We start from the raw sequence: 20,539 nt of genomic DNA, 5'->3' as shown, positions 1-20,539 counted from the left end.
TGTTAGCTCTACTTTATATTTACACAGTGCGTTTTCTTGCCAGTTGATAGGTATTCCATAATTTCTTGCACTGCCATAATTGCACAATTGTCTTCTGCTTCCTCAGTAGATGCACCCAAATGCGGCAATACAATAGCGTTCTTCATTTTTACCACAGCCGGATTTGCGAAATCGGTAACGTAGTGACGAATCTTGCCAGACTGCAAAGCTTCCGCCATAGCAGCATCATCAACCAACACATCGCGCGAGAAATTCAGGAATACAGCACCGTCTTTCATCTGATTTATGGCATGCGCATCTATCATACCGCGAGTGCTATCAGTAGCAGGTACATGAATAGTTACGAAGTCAGATGCACCCAGCAAATCGTCCAAATCGGCAGTGAAGCGCATATCAGCTGAAATTGCAGCTGCTTTTTGTGCGTCCATGAACGGATCATAACCAACAACTTTCATGCCTAGCGCTTGGGCAGCCGGAACAACTAGCTTTCCTATAGCGCCAAGACCAATAACACCTAGCGTTTTACCGCTTATTTCGCCACCTGCAAATGCTTTCTTAGCCTTTTCTGCTGCCTTGCCCACATTCGGATCGTCGGCATTTTCGCGCACCCACTCAATGCCACCCACAATGTCACGGCTTGCTAGAAGCATACCTGCCAGCACCAGCTCTTTTACGGCATTGGCATTTGCACCGGGGGTATTGAATACCGGAATACCAGCTTCAGCCAGCGCTTCCAGTGGAATGTTGTTAACACCAGCACCCGCGCGCGCCACAGCCTTCAAATTAGCCGGAATATCCATTTCGTGCATATTCGCAGAACGTACTAGGAAAACATCAGCCTGTGTCGGATCGTCCACAAGCTCGTATTCGTCGGTTAGAAGATCTAACCCTTTTGCTGAAATATTATTCAGACAATGTACTTTATACATTACATTCCTTTCGACGTACTTAGTTGTTTGAGTTTATACTTTTGAGCGAAAAACGGGTACCAAACAGCAAAAATTTCGCTATTGCAAATGTTCAAACGTCCAAACGGCGAAATTGCCGAAATTGCTGCATTAGCGCTTTATAGGCTGAACTACATCCGCCGGTTCAACATGAAAAAGCGTTTGGAAAAAATCTTTCACACGCGCCACGTTTTCGCGCATGCTGTACATTGTTTGATTGTTGTATTCGCCCTTATCTGCCGCAACTCCCAGTGCCCGCATATCAAGCCCCTCAGCTATAGAAAGCGCTCTGTAAAGATGATATGCCTGCGTTACTATAACCACGCTTTGTGCCCCATAAACATACTTAGCGCGCCAGACAGAAGCATACGTGTCATAACCCGCATGATCCACATAAATGTTGCCAGCAGGCACTCCTAATTCCACGCAGTAATCTTTCATGGCATCCGATTCGTTATAGTGGGAATCTGTGTTGTCTCCCGATACGATTATTGCAGGAGCAACATCAGCAAAATAAAGATCGCATGCCACTTCTAGACGATCTGCGAGAATATCAGACGGAGTGCCATCAACATATACGCTAGCACCTAACACCAAAATGGCGTCTACATGTTCTCCCGATTCTTCTATCTGAGCAATGGTGTGCACATTGTCGCGAGTAGAATTCACTACGTATTGACTTATTACGAAAAAGATAGCAAAAACTACAACGCAAATTACTAGCACAGATATAAGTATATTTCTTATAACCTTTTTCATCTGCCCAGCATATCAGCATGTATGACTCATCAGGATGACATATCGTCTATTATCATGCTCCTGTTCTTAGATGTAATAATTTCTTTCGCGAAAATGTCAGCATCTAAATACTCTTTCACCATATCTGCAAGCTGTTCTAATGCGGCACTAAGATCGGCTGCACGAGAAGGATCTACCGATTCTATGATTAGAAATGCTTTTTGGGAATCATCGGAAAGCGCGGTGCGTACTCCATCCCGCCAGTTCCAACAACGGCAAACCGCGCCAGCATCGTCCATATAGCAAAGCTCGCCTTCCAAAGTTGGAGCATCTTCATCTTCCCCTAAAGGCTTGAAGGCATCGCCTCCTTCAGTTATGCGCAACCGGAGGTTTCCCTCAATTGAATCGATATCTTCACCGCCAACTGGCAGGGCATAAGTTAAAGATACAGTATTGTATACATCAACAACAGGGTTGATACTTTGAACAGGATTGCCTTTTAATACTCGCTTGAGAAGATTCTCAATTGAGCATCTAGCGCCTTTCTTGGTTTTGAACTTCTGAAAAGCATCTCGCCAAACAGATACCACCTTATTCTGCGAGATCGTATTGGATTCTAAATGCTGATCAGCTTTATGATTCGCCTCTGCAAGAAGCTTACTCAATTCCTTTTTCTTATCTTCCGTTAGCTTATTATCTGCCTTCATGCCATGCGCAACGACTATACCAATTTGAGCATCGGGGAAAAGTTCCCAGAATGAATCCTCTGCTATAAATTGCTTCATAATCGCTCCGTTCTTTTGTTGCTAAACACTGTTATTGCTGTACGAATTTTAACAACAAAACCCATATCAGAGGGCGAATCCTAACATCCGACACAAACAAAGTATTTCAAAGCGTCCGACCCTTAACATCTTCTTCAATGAGTTCGAGCTGTTTCTCGGCGCGCTTCTGACCGCGCACAATTATCAGAATGTAGACGAGCAGCGCAACCCATAGCAGCGCATAAGCTGCAATCAGATACGGTGCGGACGGAATTATCGTGCTATATATTTCTTCCAAAACGGGGTTCATTTTGTATTCCCTTTCTCAACAAAAGGCTGCCACTTATACAAGCTAATCATCAAGTCTTTCCTTCAGCGCATCCACTCGTTCCGCGAATCTCACCTGCCGAAAGCGCGCCCTGTACAAAGCGAATGCCACACACATCATGCCAACTCCAACAAGTGCTATACAAAGCCCCATCTCGGGTGTCATACCACCTGCGCGCGTGACCACCGGATGCACCGATGACGGAATAAGACGAGTAACCATAAAGCAAATTGGCACGTCTATAAATGCAATCACACCCACAACCGATGCGAAAGCGGCACGCCTAATAGGATCATCGACCATATTTCGAAGCACAATGTAGGCAATCACAATTAACATCAAGATAAGATAAGTGGTAAGGCGCGGATCCCATGTCCACCATACTCCCCATTCGAAACGCGTCCACATCTCGCCTGTAATCATGGTCATTACAGTAAATAGCAGCGCTACTTCCATCGCAATGCGCGCACAAGTGTCAAATCGGAGTTCGCGCGTAATAAGAAACCTTACGCAGTAATAAGCTGCAAATGCAAGTGCCGCAAACGACGTTATAGCCACCGGCATATGGAAATAGAAAATCTTCTGCGACATGAGCAGCTTGTTAGAAACTACCGTGTCACCAACAAGTTCAGCTCCGTTCACTGTAGCTCCACTGACGGGCGGCACCACGAAAAATGCCATAAGAAACCCGAGTGTAGTTAATATAATGCCAGCCACAATCACCCATGGTGAAAGCGCATCTGGCCACTGCCCAGCTTCAGGCAGTTTGCGTGCTGTCCGCTTTTTCGAATCTGCCATAGTCCACCCCTCCCGAGCAACAACAGCCCGATTATGACACGACGAAATCGTAAAGGAACCAACTTATAAGTATCATTACCACATCGTATAATGCTGCCAGCGCAAGCGGTGTGGCAAACGATTCAGCCATAACGTCGCCCCCAACAAGAACTGCCACAGTAGCAGCCACACAAGCATACAGCAGCGGAAATACTACAGGGATAAACAATAGCGCCAGCATTACATCTTTGCCTTTAACATTAGTAGTAATAGTTGACAAAAGCGTTCCTACGCCTGCAATACCTACCGAACCCACAAGCAGCGGAAGCGCGATTAGCGGCGCGGTTTCTGCTGGCAAGGCAACAGATGAGAAGAATAGCCAGAAAAGCGGCACCGCAATAACTTCAACAATAAGCAAAAAGATTAGGTTAGAAGTAGCCTTTGCTAGAAAGATTACACCTCGATCCATCGGCGCAAGCAGCAGACCTTCTAAACACCCACACTCTTTCTCGACCGAAAACGAACGATTCAAACCAAGCAGCGAAGTGAACACTACCATTACCCACAAAAGACCGCCTGAGACTTCCAGAAAATCGGTTCCCGGGGCAGCGAATCCGAGCGCCACGCCAAATACAACAATTACGAGCAGAGCATAGACACCCATCGACACAAGCATTTCTTTCGTGCGAACCTCGCGAAGCAAATCCTTAGTAAGCAGCACCTTGTACTGCGAAAAAGAAGACGGATGCTTACGTTCAACCTTCGATGGTGTATCGGTCGTGCGGCTCATGCAACACCGCCCCCGATCGTCTGCTCATACAGATGGTTAAGTTCATCTGGCTCTAACTTATCTTTACGACCAAAACATACTGCACGCCCGCGCGCCATCAAGAGCACATGATCGGCAAGCTGCATTCCCTTCTTTAGGTCGTGGCTAACCATGACAAACGTGCGGTCTTTGCGAACATCTGATATCAAGTTGTCAAACACCTGAGTAGCGTGCGGGTCTAGCCCAGAATAAGGCTCGTCAAACAACACAACCTTAGGGTCGTTCATTAGCGCACGGGCAATAGATACACGCTGAATCATTCCGCGCGAAAACGTGCGCACCTGATCTAGCCTTCTATGTTTGAGCCCAACCGCGTCTAATAAGTTGACCGCGCGATTTTTCACATCGGGCACACCATAAAGACGACCATACAGCACAAGGTTTTCCTCTGCCGTAAGATCGGGATAGAGCATAGAGCTATGTGAAACCACACCAATAGATGCGCGAACAGATTCGGATTCCTCCTTCGCATCAATTCCGCATATATAAATTGTGCCCTTACTTGGTCGCGAAAGAGTGGAAAGCATAGATAGCAAAGTGGTTTTGCCCGCACCGTTCGGTCCAAAAATAGTAAGAAATGCACCTTCGGGAAGCACGAAGCTGACATCATCGACAGCCTTTCGTGTTCCGAAGGTCTTACAAACGCCCTCTACACGGATAGCATCAGGCATGCGCTGTATCCACTTCTGCCCGACGTGTGCGCCTAGCGAAAAGAGCCAGCAAACTTCCCAACATAAGAAGACCAAAACCAACCCACACGAAGCTGATTAACGGATTTACTCGCACATCCATCGCATACTCGCCATCGGCACTCATGCCGCGATAGACCACGAATAGGTCTTCCAGAGGAAATCCTATAACACTAGCCTCAAGCTTCTGTTGCTGCGTTGACTTCACCATTTGCACAGCAGGTGACACACTTCCAACATATTGTCCGCCTCTATAGACATCAAAATGTACCACATAGTCAACATCGTCGCCATTGTCAGATTCGAAAACATCTTCACCAGTGTAGACAAGTTCAAAATCCTGTATTTTAAGCGTTTCGGCAGATTTGGTATCGGCATCGTACTGAAGATATTGATTAGTCTCAGTCACGTACATGGACGAGCCTATAAGTCCGACAAGAATAATACCCATAGCTGCATGTGCAATTGCTCCGCCAATGCGCGAAAGCCTAGGGCGCAGCGCACTACCTTTGCGAAGCGCTTTTACAAGCATAAATACCGAATTGAAGAACAGCAAACTGGCTACTAAGAACCCCACTACCGCTATAGCGTTATAGTATGCGGGCGCTCCTTGCTCAAGCAGTCCTTCTGCAGCACTTCCTCCACCAGCCAATATAGCCTCGTAGCTTGGGAGTAAATAGGTGCAGAAATATGCCATAAGAACTGCGAACACAACCAACGCACATACACCCGGAATAAGCGCATTCTTAAAGAATGCCTTGCCTTGTGTACGCCTCCATCCGAGCAGAGGGCATACAGCAATTAGCGCGCAGTAGAGTACTCCAAGCGGACGCGCAATAGCGTTGTATGTTCCTGCCGATAAAGATTGACCTCCAAATGGCAAAAATGCTGGAAGGGCAGATGAAACTGTCATGTAGGCTAGTAGAACGGCGAATGCAACCATAACGAGATTGTTTACGTAATATGCCGCATCGCGAGAGACTAGCGACTCTATATCATCTTCCTTCTCTTCCTTAATCGGAGCAGAGACAGAGGCAGCTTTAAGAGTGTCAGACTTATTAGTTGTCGAAACACCGAAACTCTTGTGCCGCACAATAAGCCCAACTGCGCCTGCAGCCAATGATGCCACGATAAGCACCGCAAACAACACAAGCGATACAGAATCGCCTTCAAAAGCATGTACTGATTGCACGATGCCACTTCTTGTTATAAACGTTCCCAACACCACAAACGAAAAAGTGATACAAGCGCACATAACCGACCAGCGCTTGAATGCACCGCGCTGGCGATAAACCGTAAATGAATGGATTAAAGCCACACCGACAAGCCAAGGCAGAAGACTAGCGTTCTCAACCGGGTCCCAGCCCCAATAGCCGCCCCAGCCGAGCACAACATAGGCCCACACCGCACCAAGCCCTATTCCGGCTCCTAGCAGTAGCCACGAAAACATGAGATAAGGCGTAGAGGCGCAAACCCACGCATCGGAATCGTCGTTTACTATAAGCGCAGAAATGGCGTATGCAAATGGAATGGTCAGACCGGCATATCCGATAAATAGCGTAGGCGGATGAATAGCCATAGCCCAATGTTCAAGCAGCGTATTCATACCTAATACAGATGCCTGAGCTTTAAGCTGACCATTTTCGTCGAAGTATGCTGGGTCGAGAAGCGCAAACGGCATGTTGTCGGGCGAGAACAGCAGCACTCCTACAAATGCCACAAGCACTAGTTGCGCAATAGCAAGTGCTCCGTTGTCGAGAGGGCGGATATTTTTGCGAGTAGCAAATACTAATATGACACCAAACACCGAGATAAGCCATGCCCAGAATAGCAAACTACCTGCACGACCAGCCCAAAGACCAGCCAGCTTGAAAAGCCAAGCCAACTCACCTGTAGCGTCAGAACGGTTGCGAACAACGTAATCAAGCGTTACATCGCCTGAGAAAAAGCACCATACAAGCACGGCGCAGCACAAAGTGAGTGCGCAAGCAGCCACTATAGCTGCCAAGCGACCTCCAAATGCCAGCGTGTCGGATGCGGAACGCGCACGCGCAGCTTCAGCTGAACCAGCTGATGCTTTGCCTATGCGTAAATGTTGAACATGCGCTATTCCCAAGCACAGCAAGGAAACCACGCAAGCAGCGAAAGCTACAAGTATACCGAGCAGACCGACTATAGACATAAAAGCGCCTAACCTTCTAATGCGACATCAGTCGCTTGGAATTTACCAGACTCGTCAACCGATCCTGTTAAAACGACACGTGCACCACTGACAATTTCATCAGACAGCGGTCCATCAAATACCACAGCAATGCGAGCGTCTCCGTTGCCTTTAATGTAGAAACGTTCTGATTGCCCCGCAGCCTTCATCGTATCTGGCTCGATTTCTCCAGCAACCTTAACAACTTTACCAGTAACCTCATTGCCGTATTCTAAAAGGCGCTCTACCGTAAGTGCACTGTCGGCATTTTCATACTTGGATGGGCATTTCGTCACAAGCTCGGTACACATCAGGGTTCCGTCATCGCCGATGCGCCCCGTGCATATGGCAGTCACGTCGTTTCCGAACGTAGATGCAGCCGCACCTTCATAACGCACGGATAACTGCTGTTCGGGTGAACCATTTGGATCGTATATCTTGAATGTTAGAACGTTTTTCGAAGTGTCGTAAGAGTTCGGTACAACATTGCCCGAAACTTGAACCTTTTGACCAGCCTGCGGATTCTCTGCAGCTTCGGCTACTGACATAGTCTTTGCAGCAGTACCAGAACCCACAAATGCCAATGCCAACACAATGGCTATCACAACTACGCCAGATACAGCAATCAGACGTTTTTTCATCTTCGCGTTAATCAGAATCACGCCCACTTTCAAATAGATGAATTGGCTTCATTCGATACAAATCTTGCATAAAAATGCCCGTGAAAGGATGTTTTTCCTTCATGATAGACTAACCCAGCCCGAAGACTATTGGAAAGCGACAGTTGTATCGAAATTTGCATGACAATTTTGCCAAGCCCGACATACCACTAAAAAGGCGACATCCAAAATGATGCCGCCTTTTCAAATAAGCTAAAAATAGCTTCCGTACTAAGAGTTGAAGTTCGCGCTGGTAATCTCTGCGGACTGCTCCGCCGACAGCCAGCCTTCTGGAACTTTCGCCTCATCGTGACAACGCGTGCAAGCCATTACCGACTGGCGATGAGCCTTGTGACAATCGCTGCACTCAAGCTGTCTGTGATCCGCGATAGTAACATGCGGATTATACTTCTGACCGCCGGTGGCGCGCGCTAAATCGTCACGCGTCATGTTGTGGCAGCCTTCATTCAGACAGAACTCATCCGCATTCGGCAGTTTCCTGTATGCGTTAAGGTCGGTCAAAGAGCACTCGTTAAGCGGGTAGTCGTATGTGCCACCAACCCAATGCACCACCTCACCCATCTGCTGATCGATGGTAGGTACATGGCAATCAAGGCACACCATGTCAGCACTTTCCTTATGTTGAACTACCATAAGGGTGCCCATGTCCTCAACTGAGTTGCCCCATTTGTCAACGCCAGATTCGCCACTTTTGCCCTCGTAGGTTTCAAGCGCCGGGTCCATCGGCGAGTGACATATAGCATTGCAGAAGCTAGGTTGCTCGTGCCACACCCAAAAGCCTGCACCAGCAACTATAACTATCGCACAGATAACACCTATCGTGATACCGCGCTTGCGACGCTTTGCAGCCTTAGAATTCGGTGCTGCAGGAGCAGCTTCAGTCTTGTTCTCTGGTGAAGCATCTGCACCTTCATTTACAACAACGGTGTTAGCCACAGCCTCTTCCGATGTCTCGTTTACGCCTTCGTTCACCTTCTTGTTATCCTCGCTCATGTGCTACCTCCTTTCTGTAATCGATGTCCGTTTCGGCTTCGCTTACGCAAGGAGCGCGAGGCCCTCATCTACGAGCGCCTCGGACTTGTCAAGTGTGCTCCATGTTAGCTCGGAGTTATGTGCGCCTTCGCTGTTTTCAACCATCACAAAATCCCAGTAGAACTGTGCCGCACGTTGAATGTACTGTGCACGCTCAAGGGTGGCAGCGTCAAGCGAACCCTTCTTTGCCGCCAGCTCGCCAACGTATTTCGCAATCTTCTCGCTGATTGCCGTCACGCGCTCTTCTTCCTGCGCTTGAATGGCACTAACCTTAGCAGTAATGTCATCATGGCATGTCGAGCAGTTGGACTCTATTAGCTCGGGGTTCTGGGTAGGATTCGTCCAATTGTGGTTCGTGAACGTAGCTCCCGTGTCGTCTACCGATGTGCCCATATGGCAATCGGCACACGCATAACCCTGCTTTGCCATCGGTGACATTTTTCCACCGTAGTTCGTCTCGAACTCGGGGTGCTGCACCTTGATCATCTTGGCTTCTGTCTCGGGATGTGTCCAATCCGTAAAGCCCATATCGTCGTAGTACTTCAGAATAGCGTCGGGAGTCATGCCCGCAAGCCCACTGTATGGGTTTGTCGTTGCCTTCGTCTCGGGATTGAAGTAGTACTCGTTGTGGCACTGACCGCAAACCTGCGCGCTCATCTGAATCCTGTCGATGTCTTTACCAATACTGTTAGTCCAGTACTTATTTGGCAGACTGAGCGACTTCGGATCGTTTGTGTGACAATTGTAGCAACTAACCGGCTCGGTAAAATCGCCAATCAAATCGTTGAACTTCTGCTTATAAACCTCGTCGCCATCAGCATTCACAAGAGCTGTGAACTGCGGTGTCTTACACGTAATGCAGTTCGCAAGCTGCTCTTTTTTGACGGTACGCGGCGTGTTCTTGACGCTCTCTAACGTGTAGAGATGCGACGATGCCTCATCGTAGCCGAGCGCAAATGCGTAGCCTTTGTACATGGTATTGAGCGCCGGATACAGCTCTAGGTAGTTATGCTTCCCAGACTGCGGCGAATTCTCGAGATTCTTCATGTACGTGTCGTATTGATCGGGGTAGAGCCCTGCCCATTCCGCCGCTTCAACGACACCGAATTGATCTTCGGCTGGCATGTTCTCGGATTCGAAGGAGCCAGTCGTGTTAGCCTGCGGCGCACATGCCGCAAGTCCGACCACCAATGCGATCGCACTAATAGATGCAATCGCCAAACCTGCCTTCTTCCTCTTTCTCATGCTTCCTCCTCTCCTTTCATCCACTTTTTCTGACTGCGGAAAACCGCAGCCCTTCCTTGCTATTGTCATCAAGACATACCGACGCTGCTACGCAGAACATCACTCTACGGAAGCAGCGTCGATCGTCTCGACAATAACCTCTTTGTTCGCAAAATCAGAAGCCTTGTCTTCAGGCTTAGCCTTCTGATTGCTTTGCGGTTTACGCGCACGCCCAACACCCATACGCAGCGCCCCTGTAGGGCATGCATCCACACATGCACCGCATGCCATACAGTCGCCCGCGCGCACGATAACATCTACACCTTCAAGTGCCGGATTAAGTATTACGGGATCGGCGAGGCATGCCTTCTTGCAAACGTCGCAATCGATGCACTTCTCATGATCGATACGCACGTTTACAAGCCCCACTTTGCCGATAACTTGATAAAGACCTCCAACAGGGCATATAGCACGACACCACACACGCTTAGCCCAGAAAAGTTCAGCTATAACGATGGCTATCAGCGTAAAGCTTCCGGCAAGTGAGCCGAATAGAAGCCCTCTGTTGATTGCCGCAATGGGCGAGAATGCTTCAAACACAGGGAACGCAAATATGGCAGAAAGCACCAAAATGCCCAAAGCAACATATATCTTCGCTTGCCGCGGAATTACACGCTCAGAAACGCTGATGCCAAGTTTGTTGCGAAGCCAGTCAACGCCTTCGCAAAGAAGATTTACAGGACACACCCAGCCGCAAAATGCGCGACCACGCACTACGCCATAAACGATTAGCACAGGCAGAATACCTAACAGCATACCCAATGAAAACGTTTTTGCAGCCAATGCTGCTTGCAAGGTAGCAAATGGGTCAAGTATAGATATGCCAGCAACCTCCGATGCGGCAAGACTTCCAAAAAAGATGCCTTGAGCAGGGGTTGAAACCGCAACATCTTCACCTATGGAACCACCAAAAAGGCTCCACCCAGCTATGAGTAACGGTAGACAAAATACGACAAGCATAGCAACTTGCACGCATCTACGTGCGATAGTCCACTTAGCTTTCGCCTTTTTGCCGACCTTTGATTGTTCTTGCTCTGCCACTCTTAGCCTACTCCTTCGCGCACTAGACGCTTTCCTGCGCACCCAATGCTTCGTCTTCGCAATTCAAGTACACCAAGCTGATGCCAGTTACACCATCAACCCCAATGAATGAACTTGCGATTTCATGCGATGCGTTAGAACTGTCAGCCTCGATCGTAACTATCAGCTTTTCGCCTTGTGTTTCATGCACCTCCACGCCATTCATGGCGGAAAGTGCATGTTCCACACTACGCGTCTTCTTAGGTTCAGTCTCAATCACAAGCGATGAGATCACCATGTCAGCCCCTCATTTCACATATCGTTGTATCTTGTTCGCTGAAACTGCTAGCCTTGCGGGTGACATGTGATGCATTGGTTGTAGCCGGCATCAATTTTCATAGTTGCGTACATTCCCCGAGAATAGTGGTCTTCAGGAACTATGACAGCGCCAACAAGCTGCGGATTCGCCTTCTCGTTTGCGCCATGACAGCCATAGCAGCCATCAGGTCCAAGATCTGTGTAGCGCCCGTTATGATTCGCAGGCATAGGTGCTGGCTGACCATCTAATACGCTAGCAGCGCTTTGTGTGCCACTAGAGCATCCCGCTACGACACTTACCGACATAACTGCTGCCAGAAGCGCCGCGATAATAGTTTTCTTCTTCATTTCCCTTACCCCTTATCGGCTCTACAGCTTCTCGATAGCAACGCATGTCTTCTTATAATCTGGCTCTTTTGAAAGCGGGCAGTAAACATCCTGCACCACCAAATTGATAAGAGCTTCTTCTGCAAAGAACGGCGCGAACACAAGACCGCGTGGCGGACTTGTACGCCCTGCCGTCGATACCTTTATCTCACACTCGCCATAGCGCGAACTTAAACGAACCATGTCGCCATCCTTTAAGCCCAGCTCGGCGCAATCCTCAGGATTCATGTCGAGCAACGCTTCGGGAAGTGCACGATCAAGTTCGGCTATGCGGCGCGACATTGAGCCCGTATGCCAATGCTCAAGCAAGCGACCGGTGCAGAAGACAAACGGGTATTCAGCGCTAGGCATTTCAGCCGGCGGCTCGTAGGGACGGAACACTACAGACGGACGAGCGTTTCCACTCTTGTAGAAGCTGACACCGCCCGCTAAGTCTTGCTTGCCATACTGTTGGATGCCTATTTCATCGAAGCCGTCCTCTTGCTTGCCATCGCAGAAACGCCACTTTGTGGCAAGCCACTTGCCGTCCACTTCACGAACGGGCCACGTTAAGCCATGGTCGTTGATGTAGGCATCATAGGGCGCAAGCTGCTTGTTCTCCATTTTCAGCTTGGCTTCCTTATTGATAAGTGCAGCTTTTTCGTTTAGATCGGGATTTGAGAATGTGCGATATTCCTCCCAAATGTTACGAGACACTTCGCGCTGGTCACCCTTGAAATCGTGCGTCTCGGTATCGTACCAATCGCCGAACAGCGCCTCGAAAGCGCCCTTGCTGCCAATTTTTTCGCCATCAAGCGTACGCGCAGCAATTTCCATAAGCATCCAGAGATCCCACTTGGCATTACCCGGCGGATCGACCGCCTTCTCAAACACCGCAGTACGACGCTCTGCATTTCCGAACTGCCCCTCGCGCTCGACCCACATGGCAGCCGGAAGTACAACATCGGCATACTGCGTTGAAAGCGTCGGATAAACCTCACTTACCACAATGAAAGTATCGTTGATGCCCTTTTTGTCGCCCCTACCAAGGAAGCGCGTTAAGTTTGGCATTGAAACAGCCCAGTTGTTGTGCGCCGTCCACAAAAAGTCAATGTTGCCCTTCGACATTTCGCGGAAGATTTTCACAGTATGCATGCCGGGCTTCTGGATGGCATCCAAATATCCCTCGGGAAGATTCCAGATAGCCTCTGTGTAGCGACGATGCGGCTCTTGCGCTACCAGCAGGTCGGCTGGAAGGCGGTGGCTAAACGTGCCAACTTCACGCGCTGTACCACAAGCGGTGGGTTGACCGGTCAGTGAAAATGCACCGTCACCGGGTTTCGCATAGCGCCCGGTCAGTAAGTGAATGTTGTAGATACAATGATTCATCCATGTACCGCGGTTGTGCTGATTCACGCCCATAGTCCACAGCGAGAGCACCTTGCGACTCTTGTCTGCAAATACCTCTGCCAATTCTTTGATATCGGCAGCTGGTACACCCGAAATTTGCTCGGCATATTCCAACGTGTAAGGCGCAAGACGTGCAGCATACTCTTCGAAGCTAATGCTTTGAACAGCGTCTACCGATTTACCAACATCGCTTGCATCGTAGCCATCTTCAAAAGCGTTTCCGATATTCTCGGTACCCTGCTTGAACTGTAAATGATCGGTTACAAAAGCCTGATCGTATAGGTTGTTTTGCACAAGATAGTTGGCAATGGCATTAGCAATTGCCAAATCGGAACCCGGCTTAAACATAAGCACCTTATCGGCACTAGCAGAAGTGCGCGTCTTCAGCGTAGTTAGATCGTAGTGCTTAACGCCAGTTCCGTTAATCTTTCGTGCAGTTAAGCGTGAATATAACATGGGGTGCGCCTCTGCCATATTTGCGCCCCACGTAACAAAGGTATCAGTCTCGTCGATGTCGGTATAAGAACCAGCAGGCTCATCAGTTTGGAAAATATTCATAAAACCAACAACGGCACTAGCCATACAAAGACGAGCGTTAGGATCAATGTTGTTGGAAAGCAGACCTGCCTTCCAGAATTTCGCAGTACAGTAACCCTCAACAATGGGCTGCTGCCCACTTCCCCAGAACGCAAGACGGCTCTTATCTTTTTTCCACGTTTCTTTTAGTTTGCTGGAAACCAGTTCGAGAGCTTCATCCCAAGTAGCCTTGCGAAGACCCCCATCGGTGCCCTTGGTGCTCTTGTCATCGCGAATTAGCGGCTCGGTCAAACGATCTTCGCCGTATAAAACGCTGGCTAGATAATAGCCTTTAACGCAATTAAGTCCCCTATTCGATTGATTGTCGGGATCGCCCGTAACAGCAACGATCTTTCCGTCCTTTGACTCTACAATTACGCCGCAACCGCAGCCGCAGAAACGGCAAACGCCCACGGTACGCGTAGCGTCAGCCACTGTCGTTTGACCTGTTCCGCTTCCAGACGGTGCCGAACAGCCCACTAGTGCCGACATGGTTCCCGCAGCCGCTGCACTCGCTAGCGCAACCGCTGTCGTTTTAACGAATGCCCTGCGTGAGATCTCCATTATTGCCCCCTTGATCGCCTTCCCTCTTGCTCTCCCTCATTGGTAGTGCTTATGGTTCCTCTTATAATGCTATTTGCGCCTTTCAGTGCCACTTGCCCTTCGCTCTTTGCCCTGCCGACCCTTACCTGATTTGCAGACTAGTCGGCTAATTCGGATCTATTGTTATTGCCGGCGCAGGGTCACTAACAACACACCGCTCAACACATAGCCCGCATCCGACACAAGCATCTTGAATGACTGGTCGGAACAGCGCATGTATGTCATCGCCTTCGCGCGCACCATAGTCGATGCTAATTGCCACGTCGATTAGCGGACATGCGCGATAGCAGACCTCGCAGCGCATTCCCTTGAAAGAAAGACATGTCTGCTCGTCTATTACGGCGCGCCCCATGCGTACATCTTGCCTTCCTCCCACAGGCGAAAGAGCTCCAGTTGGACACGCCTCTATACATGGGAAATCTTCGCAAAGACGGCACGCTTGTTCACGCGCATTAATGACAGGTTGTCCGACGCTGGATCCGTATTCGAACGATGCCGCATGAATAGCCTTGTACGGGCAAGCTTCAATACACTTTCCGCATTTGATACAAAGAGAGTTAAACCCGCCTTCAGGCAATGCTCCCGGCGGATGCAAAGCCTTAGCTTCTGCATTCACGGCACTAAAAGCAGCCGTTACGGAAACAATACCAGCAGCACATATGGCGGCTACGCCACCTAGCTTCAAAACTTCCCCTCTCTTTTCCTCTCCTTTGAATAAGGCTCGGGCAAACGTTGCACCCGTTCCTTAAATTAGCTATGGTCAAGTGGATGCGTGTTCGCATAATTAGACCATTTTCATACTATGATGGTAGGGAATACTGGCTATAATCTAAAGGGATGCTTTTCTTGTAAGTTATGGGGACAGTTTCATACAGAGCGATTAAAGTTTCCGGAGGACAATTGACCGTCTTCCATGACAGTTTCGCTGTGGGCGCTCAACCAGCGCTACTATTGCTCAACTAGCGCTTCCCGATAACTCGAAAGGGTACTAGATGCAGTTTGATGAAAATTCGACAGCCCCTTTATACATGCAAATTTTCGACCATTTTCGCAAGGTAATCGAAAATAATGCAATCTCTGCCGGGCAGAAATTACCCTCGATTCGCGGACTGGCTACACAAATAGATTGTTCGCGCAATACGGTTGAAAGCGCTTATCGCATGCTGGTTCAAGAAGGATATGCTATCAGTCGGCGCGGTTCAGGTTACATTGTTCAAGATGCCTCTATACTGCACGCTACTCCGAAATCGGATACATCTGACAATCAAACCCCCGAAAAGAAATGCTACGCCTACGATTTCACATACGGCAATTTGCAAAAGGGCACGTTTCCCACTTCAGCTTGGCGCAGCTTCACAGATGATGTGCTAATGAGTATAGAAAAGCAAATAATAAATGAATACACAGACCCACTAGGTGAAATAACTTTGCGGCGCGAGATTGCGTTTCGGCTTAATTCGTCGCGCGATATCCATTGCATACCCGAACAAGTGATAATACAGGGCGGCACTCAGCCCAGCGTGCAGAACCTGATGGCGCTTTTCGATCGCAAACACGACACGGTGCTGATGGAAGACCCCGGGTACGACGGAACGCGTAAGGCTTTTCAACGTAGTGGATTTGAAGTGAAACCATGCCGCGTCGATAATGGCACGACAACATTTCTTTCAGATGTTATGCAAAGTGGTGCAAAACTTGCTTACGTTACTCCCTCTAGTCAGTTTCCTACATGTCAAGCCATGCCCCTTGATGTGCGCAATAAGATGGTGCAATGGGCGCTAGAAAATGATGCATATATCCTAGAGGACGATTACTGTCGTGAATTTCGATATCGCGAAAGACCAGCTCCGCCGTTTGCATCGCTAGACCATCAAGGGCGCGTTATTTATATGGGTACGTTTTCAAAGACGCTTTCACCAACACTTCGCATGAATTATCTGGTACTGCCGTTAGAGTTGTTAAAGAAATGGGAAGATGAATTCGGAAACTCTTATTCTGCTGTTCCGTGGCTTATGCAGGAAACTCTCGCGCGATTCATGCATAGTGGGCAGTGGGATAGGCACCTTCGCCGCATACAATCGCTAAACAAGAGAAAATACGAAACGCTGCTTGATTCGCTTTGGCGCTGTATGGGGCAGCGAATTGCGGTGCGCGAGAACGGCACCGGACTTCACGTGCTTATAGATGTACTGGACGGCAGAACGCCGGAAGAGCTGATAGAGTTGGCAATGAAAGAGAATGTAAGGGTGTATAACACGCAAAAGTATTGCATGCTCGATCATTCAACAATGCGCAGTTGCATACTTATAGGGTTCTCCGCCATTCCAGAAGAAGATATTGAACCCGGTATTAAGGCGCTATCCCGCGCTTGGTTTTGATTACATTAACGTCGTTTGACTGATCTGCTGCATCCAGAAAACCAGAATCCCAAGCCACACTAAAAGCAGGAATACCGCCGTTCCGCAAAGGATTGGTCGTGTCGCTTTCCGGCTGATTCCGTGCACAAGGCCGAGATCGTAAAGCTTATCGCTGAATGCATAGCTGAGAGCCAGCAGGATATTGCAAGCGGACATGATGAACGAGATAGGAAACATTTCCCAAGGTGAGCCAGATCTGTCTACTTGACCATGAGCGTTCCAATGCATTGGAATATCAATGCCGGGAGGAAACTGAGAGATGGCAACAAGCGTGCTTATAACTGGAATTGCCACTACAGCTATCCAAAATATGACTACGAAAACGCGTTTTGCAAGCAAGGCACTTCCGAATTCTTTAGCGTGGTTCATGGAATCAATTATACGGGTGGCTTGGTTTGGTGTTTGGTATAGCCCCGCGAAAGACGCGAAGCGGGCTTGGAGTGACGCGAAGCGGCTCTGCGCACAGCAAGCCGCGTGGCATGGGTAGGCGGACAACTCGCTAGACTCAAGCGCCGTAGCTTATGGCAGATGCGCGTCCGCTGGGTGGCAGATAAAATACGAAAGCCCTCGCGGTAGGTGATGACTCACCGTGCAAGAGCTTTTGTACCAAAAATAATAACCGCAAACGCTATTTCATGTCAACGACAACACCCTTACGGTTGATGTAGATAAGATGTGCAAGACCTTTTATGCGACCGTCGGAACATGCTCTGACTTCGCGTTCGATAGCTGTGTCTGGCAGACCCTTCATTCGGCGAGAGTCGAAAACTATGTTCAACGATTGATCAAGACCACGACGAATATTTCGTTCGATTGCTTTCAGCTGCGAGGCCGTCGGTGCTTTCATCTCCCATAGCACTCCGTTGAGAAACATATCCGCAGTGTGTTCGTAATCTATCTCACTTTTCTTGATGAACTCAACGGCGTAGCCAGCAGCAGATAAGGCCTCAGCCGACTTGAGTTCATGAGGCCAAGGGTTCGCTCCTGCTTGGATGATTATTTTTCCCGTTCGTTTTGACATAGGGTGATTATACGCCCGGGTGTCAAGCACTTTGTGACAGGGTCTTCCACAATCCTTATATCTTTTTATCCAACCGTGAACCGTGGAATCTTTAAGGTCGTATTCTCTACATATGTCGATCACAGATTTGCCTGTCATATGAAGCTCTACAATCTGACGTTTGAAGGCATCATTGAAATGCTTTGATGCTTGCCTTGATATTCTTACTCCGTCCATTGCCTATACTATGAGCTTTCTTTGTCTAAAGTATTATTGGTCCATCAGTTTATAAATCAAATAAAAAAGAAATGGCTAACGTCAATAATGCAGAAACAAATGCAAATGGATATAATGATTTTTATATAGAAGAGCCTGAGGAATATCCAAAGAAAAATATTGAAATTGAAGTTAATATTGAAGAAAAGGATAATAAAAAGAACAAAAACAACACTGTTGAGAGCATCCCAACGGTTGATTGGTCAGAATTTTTATAAATAATATATTATCTTTTTTATATAAAAGTAAACAGCTACATCGAAATAGAATAATTTGGGTTGCACCTAAAGGAGAAATAGATGTACATAAAGGTAGTACCTACTATACTTGATGACGATCAATTAAAACGTATTGAAAAAATATTGTTGGATAACAAGTTTGTTGATAAAATTACTTTAATGTATCCACCAGAATATAAAGCTCCACAATGTCGTGGTAAATTGGAGCTTTTGATTAATGTAATACTTAGAGATTCTATTAGTGATATAAATGAAATTTTTAATTTCATGGTTAAATACAACATACCATGTTATCTTTCTCTTGATGATGATTTGTTAGTTTTTATTAACAGAGACCATTATATATTAACTAAAAATGGCTTAATAATTGATGCTAAAGGTGTTTTTCTTCATTTAAAAGAGATTAAAGAATTAGCATCTAATAGCGAAATACATTATAAATGTTCCATACCATATGGAAATTTGAAAGAAATATATCATGATTGGGTTGGAGAAGATGAGTTGCAATTCCAAGGAGTTGATATTTAAATAGTTAAATGATAGATGCTGTTACGTTTTTAGGATTAAAAATGAAACAAATTGATGGTAAAATTATTCAATTTAACAGAGAATTCTATGATGCATTGGTTCAATTTTCTGCTGATTACGAAAATGTCGTATATCAACAAGCTCAGAGAGTTATAAACAAATTATCACCAGAATTACTCATTAAAATCTGTAAAAAATTTGGCTTAAAATATAGTATCATGCTCATTGATACGGATTTAAGCAAGGATATACCTGAAACATGGTTTTGGTGTAATAATGGCTACTTTCATTGGGAACCAAATAACTTTTCATGGGAAGCAAGTGGATCTTTCTCTAGTTTAAATGAAAGGCTTGCTATAGCATTTGGTATGGGTAAAGAACCATACTTCAACGAAGTTTTCAATATAATAAATGAATTGGAAGCAAAACAAGATTACAATCCAATTGAATGTGATTTGATGATCACGGGGTTGGCGCAATGAAAGGTTGATATACATGGCTGAAGGTGCTTGGGCTGTAACCAAAGATGGACAGGTTACATGGTGCACAGCACCCCCAGAAAAAAGAGGCAAAGGTAATTGCCCACATGTAGATCACCAGCGAGTTGAAGATGGCGAAACAACAGATGAATTTTTAAGCAGAACCGCCAAACAACAAAAAAATGTTGAATTAGATGTGAATGAAGAACCACATGAGATAACACAAGATGAAATAGATTCAATAGCCTCTAAACTGGATTCAATAGTTGGTATAAAATTAACAGAAGAGAATTTAAATGAAGTTTTAAATAGTTTAACCCCAGATCAAATGCAACAAGTTACAGAAATTGGGTTTAAAGCGGCTCCAATGTTTGGTTTGCCATTTTCAGATGAGGATTATGATCAAGAGGTAATAAATACACAAATGTATTTTGCCAACCTTCCAGATTATGGAATAGGTGGAAACAGATCTTCAATTGCACAAATGTTTGATAAAATTGGGGAATCACCAATGAACAATGGTGAGAGCATGGATGTTGAGCATTCATATAAAGAAGGTTTAACTCCAAACGAATATTTTGTTGGATTACCAGTCAGATTGTCACTGCTCCAAAACGCAACAGCCACGGCTTATGAAACTCAACCGTGCTATAATCCTTCACATAACGCGATGCCCCGCCATGGTCGGGCAGCGTAATTACAGAACTACCCCGCTAACTGTCCAAGGTCACGCGGGGTTTTTCTCTTCTTTCCACCGTTCGTCATTCCCTTCTCACCAGCACTAGACCGATGATGCCTATAACGAGTTGGATTACCAGTCAGATTGTCACTGCTCCAAAACCGCAGTATTTACGGTAGTTATCGGCATCATGTTGAATTACCAGTCAGATTGTCACTGCTCCAAAACGATATCTCCGTCGTCCTCAATCTCGACAGAGTTGAATTACCAGTCAGATTGTCACTGCTCCAAAACTACTCCCGGATATTTTTGGTTTCAAAAAGAGTTGGATTACCAGTCAGATTGTCACTGCTCCAAAAC

Annotated in this window: 23 protein-coding genes and 1 CRISPR repeat array; of the genes, 5 read left to right on the top strand and 18 right to left on the bottom strand. The window is 47.1% G+C overall.

What is annotated here, in order from left to right:
* Positions 1–8: 8 nt before the first annotated feature.
* From G7Y37_RS03380 to G7Y37_RS03305, 16 genes are all read right to left on the bottom strand, one after another.
* Positions 9–929: a 3-phosphoglycerate dehydrogenase gene (locus G7Y37_RS03380; protein ID WP_165061847.1), complete on the bottom strand. Its 921-nt coding sequence runs from the start codon at positions 927–929 to the stop codon at positions 9–11.
* 129 nt (positions 930–1,058) lie between these two features.
* The gene (locus G7Y37_RS03375; protein WP_165061845.1) at positions 1,059–1,706 is read right to left on the bottom strand and encodes a vancomycin high temperature exclusion protein; all 648 of its coding nucleotides are present in this window, start codon (positions 1,704–1,706) and stop codon (positions 1,059–1,061) included.
* Between the two features lie 29 nt (positions 1,707–1,735).
* A complete protein-coding gene (locus G7Y37_RS03370) occupies positions 1,736–2,470 on the bottom strand; it encodes a B3/4 domain-containing protein (protein ID WP_165061842.1) in 735 nt (244 codons plus the stop codon).
* Between the two features lie 106 nt (positions 2,471–2,576).
* Complete coding sequence (locus G7Y37_RS03365; protein WP_165061839.1) at positions 2,577–2,759, bottom strand: CcmD family protein; 183 nt, start codon at positions 2,757–2,759, stop codon at positions 2,577–2,579.
* A gap of 42 nt (positions 2,760–2,801) precedes the next feature.
* Positions 2,802–3,575 carry a cytochrome c biogenesis protein CcsA gene (gene ccsA, locus G7Y37_RS03360; protein WP_165061836.1) on the bottom strand — a complete coding sequence of 258 codons (774 nt, stop codon included), beginning with the start codon at positions 3,573–3,575 and terminating at the stop codon, positions 2,802–2,804.
* Positions 3,576–3,606: 31 nt separating this feature from the next.
* Positions 3,607–4,344, bottom strand: coding sequence for a heme exporter protein CcmB (locus G7Y37_RS03355; protein ID WP_165061816.1), 738 nt, complete (start codon positions 4,342–4,344; stop codon positions 3,607–3,609).
* Positions 4,341–5,054, bottom strand: coding sequence for an ABC transporter ATP-binding protein (locus G7Y37_RS03350; protein WP_165061813.1), 714 nt, complete (start codon positions 5,052–5,054; stop codon positions 4,341–4,343). Before G7Y37_RS03350 ends, G7Y37_RS03355 begins: the two co-directional genes overlap by 4 nt.
* Entirely contained in the window at positions 5,047–7,254 is a 2,208-nt protein-coding gene (locus G7Y37_RS03345; protein WP_165061810.1) for a heme lyase CcmF/NrfE family subunit, read from the bottom strand. The genes G7Y37_RS03350 and G7Y37_RS03345 overlap by 8 nt, the downstream gene beginning before the upstream one ends.
* 8 nt (positions 7,255–7,262) lie before the next feature.
* Complete coding sequence (locus G7Y37_RS03340) at positions 7,263–7,934, bottom strand: cytochrome c maturation protein CcmE (RefSeq protein WP_241155989.1); 672 nt, start codon at positions 7,932–7,934, stop codon at positions 7,263–7,265.
* A gap of 228 nt (positions 7,935–8,162) precedes the next feature.
* Positions 8,163–8,945: a cytochrome c3 family protein gene (locus tag G7Y37_RS03335; protein ID WP_241155988.1), complete on the bottom strand. Its 783-nt coding sequence runs from the start codon at positions 8,943–8,945 to the stop codon at positions 8,163–8,165.
* 42 nt (positions 8,946–8,987) lie between these two features.
* Positions 8,988–10,229, bottom strand: a complete 1,242-nt coding sequence (locus G7Y37_RS03330; RefSeq protein WP_165061794.1) for an ammonia-forming cytochrome c nitrite reductase subunit c552 — start codon at positions 10,227–10,229, stop codon at positions 8,988–8,990.
* Positions 10,230–10,328: 99 nt separating this feature from the next.
* Positions 10,329–11,309: a 4Fe-4S binding protein gene (locus G7Y37_RS03325; protein WP_241155987.1), complete on the bottom strand. Its 981-nt coding sequence runs from the start codon at positions 11,307–11,309 to the stop codon at positions 10,329–10,331.
* 22 nt (positions 11,310–11,331) lie between these two features.
* On the bottom strand, positions 11,332–11,586 hold the full coding sequence (locus G7Y37_RS03320; RefSeq protein ID WP_165061791.1) for a chaperone NapD: 255 nt from the start codon (positions 11,584–11,586) through the stop codon (positions 11,332–11,334).
* Between the two features lie 47 nt (positions 11,587–11,633).
* Positions 11,634–11,954: a hypothetical protein gene (locus tag G7Y37_RS03315; protein WP_165061788.1), complete on the bottom strand. Its 321-nt coding sequence runs from the start codon at positions 11,952–11,954 to the stop codon at positions 11,634–11,636.
* Between the two features lie 21 nt (positions 11,955–11,975).
* Positions 11,976–14,522: a molybdopterin-dependent oxidoreductase gene (locus G7Y37_RS03310; protein WP_165061785.1), complete on the bottom strand. Its 2,547-nt coding sequence runs from the start codon at positions 14,520–14,522 to the stop codon at positions 11,976–11,978.
* 145 nt (positions 14,523–14,667) lie between these two features.
* Complete coding sequence (locus tag G7Y37_RS03305) at positions 14,668–15,246, bottom strand: 4Fe-4S dicluster domain-containing protein (protein ID WP_165061782.1); 579 nt, start codon at positions 15,244–15,246, stop codon at positions 14,668–14,670.
* Positions 15,247–15,553: 307 nt separating this feature from the next.
* On the opposite strand from G7Y37_RS03305, the gene G7Y37_RS03300 reads away from it, so the two are divergent.
* Complete coding sequence (locus G7Y37_RS03300; RefSeq protein ID WP_165061780.1) at positions 15,554–16,939, top strand: PLP-dependent aminotransferase family protein; 1,386 nt, start codon at positions 15,554–15,556, stop codon at positions 16,937–16,939.
* On the opposite strand, the gene G7Y37_RS09105 is transcribed toward G7Y37_RS03300, so the two are convergent.
* Positions 16,940–17,272: a DUF1648 domain-containing protein gene (locus G7Y37_RS09105; protein ID WP_165251984.1), complete on the bottom strand. Its 333-nt coding sequence runs from the start codon at positions 17,270–17,272 to the stop codon at positions 16,940–16,942. It lies immediately after the preceding gene.
* Positions 17,273–17,606: 334 nt separating this feature from the next.
* Positions 17,607–18,215 (bottom strand): helix-turn-helix domain-containing protein, encoded by a 609-nt coding sequence (locus tag G7Y37_RS03290; RefSeq protein ID WP_165061774.1) that lies wholly within the window; start codon positions 18,213–18,215, stop codon positions 17,607–17,609.
* Between the two features lie 71 nt (positions 18,216–18,286).
* On the opposite strand from G7Y37_RS03290, the gene G7Y37_RS03285 reads away from it, so the two are divergent.
* From G7Y37_RS03285 to G7Y37_RS03270, 4 genes are all read left to right on the top strand, one after another.
* Complete coding sequence (locus G7Y37_RS03285; protein WP_165061754.1) at positions 18,287–18,472, top strand: hypothetical protein; 186 nt, start codon at positions 18,287–18,289, stop codon at positions 18,470–18,472.
* A gap of 81 nt (positions 18,473–18,553) precedes the next feature.
* Positions 18,554–19,021: a hypothetical protein gene (locus G7Y37_RS03280; protein WP_165061751.1), complete on the top strand. Its 468-nt coding sequence runs from the start codon at positions 18,554–18,556 to the stop codon at positions 19,019–19,021.
* Between the two features lie 41 nt (positions 19,022–19,062).
* Positions 19,063–19,503, top strand: a complete 441-nt coding sequence (locus G7Y37_RS03275) for a hypothetical protein (protein ID WP_165061748.1) — start codon at positions 19,063–19,065, stop codon at positions 19,501–19,503.
* 13 nt (positions 19,504–19,516) lie between these two features.
* On the top strand, positions 19,517–20,197 hold the full coding sequence (locus G7Y37_RS03270) for a hypothetical protein (protein ID WP_165061745.1): 681 nt from the start codon (positions 19,517–19,519) through the stop codon (positions 20,195–20,197).
* A 113-nt stretch (positions 20,198–20,310) separates the two neighbouring features.
* Positions 20,311–20,539: a CRISPR direct-repeat array (repeat unit 31 nt; unit sequence ATTACCAGTCAGATTGTCACTGCTCCAAAAC).

The organism is Adlercreutzia sp. ZJ154 (assembly GCF_011039055.1).
Lineage (GTDB): Bacteria > Actinomycetota > Coriobacteriia > Coriobacteriales > Eggerthellaceae > Adlercreutzia_A.
This window is presented reverse-complemented; position numbering and strand designations above follow the sequence as displayed.